The following is a 941-nucleotide window of genomic DNA, read 5'->3' on the forward strand; positions in this document are numbered from 1 at the left end:
CGCACCATGGTCTTTACCGCCGACGGCCGCAATGCCCTCGAGTATACCTCTCAGGTCTACAATTCTGGCGATGAGACCCTGCAGATCCTCTACAAGATCACCGGTACACTGGTCTACAAGGCCAGTCCCGCCTCCATTACCTTCCACGCCCAGTCGGGCATCCGTCGTACTTTCAGCAACAAGTATTCGGGCTACAAGGACGCCGCCATCCAGGCCAAGGACATGCAGACCTACCAAACTGTCTGGGAAAAGCCCCAGGCCACGAACCTGTCCTCGGCCACCAACTACATGACCACTACGGTCATTGACCGGGAGGGGCGCTACGAGAGCAAGTATCAAAAGGTGAGCGCCGTTCCTACCACCCCTACCACGGGGCTACCCTCGACTACGCCCATCACCACGGGCACGTCGGTGAAAATCGGAAGCCTGTACTACCCCACTGTCAAGATTGGCAACCTGGAGTGGCTGGCTACCAATTACGCCGGTCCGGGCGCGCTGACTGAGCGCAACAAGCCCCAGTACGGCACCTTTATGGAGTACGCTGATCTGGCGGGCATTCCCCTGCCTGCTGGCTGGCGGATTCCGAGCCGGCAGGACTACACTAACCTGCTGGAATCCCAGGGACTCGCCGTCTACGACTGGGGCACCAATGGCGATGACGTCGCCGCCAAGCGGCTGCTGGGGCAACTGATGGCCACCGATGCCTGGACCAAGAAAGACGGCTACGCCAACAACAAATCGGGCTTCAACGCCATGCCCGCCGACGTGCGGCGGCCCAAGGGGGTCAACAACGGGGAAGGCAGGAACTGCGTGCTGTGGATATCGGATCGAAGCGATGAAGATAATCCGATGTCATTCAGCCTGATTCAGCTGCCTGGCGATACTTATGCCACCTTTGGCCAGCAGGTTATCGGTTACGGCCCCATGCTCATTCCGGTTCG

1 protein-coding gene is annotated in these 941 nt (G+C 59.5%); it reads left to right on the plus strand.

The genetic code is table 11. The features are described 5' to 3' along the window. A partial coding sequence (locus tag J2I46_RS32625) for an FISUMP domain-containing protein (RefSeq protein ID WP_207333309.1) occupies positions 1–941 on the plus strand: 941 nt, incomplete at both ends.

Source organism: Fibrella forsythiae, from assembly GCF_017353175.1.
GTDB classification, from domain to species: Bacteria; Bacteroidota; Bacteroidia; order Cytophagales; family Spirosomataceae; genus Fibrella; species Fibrella forsythiae.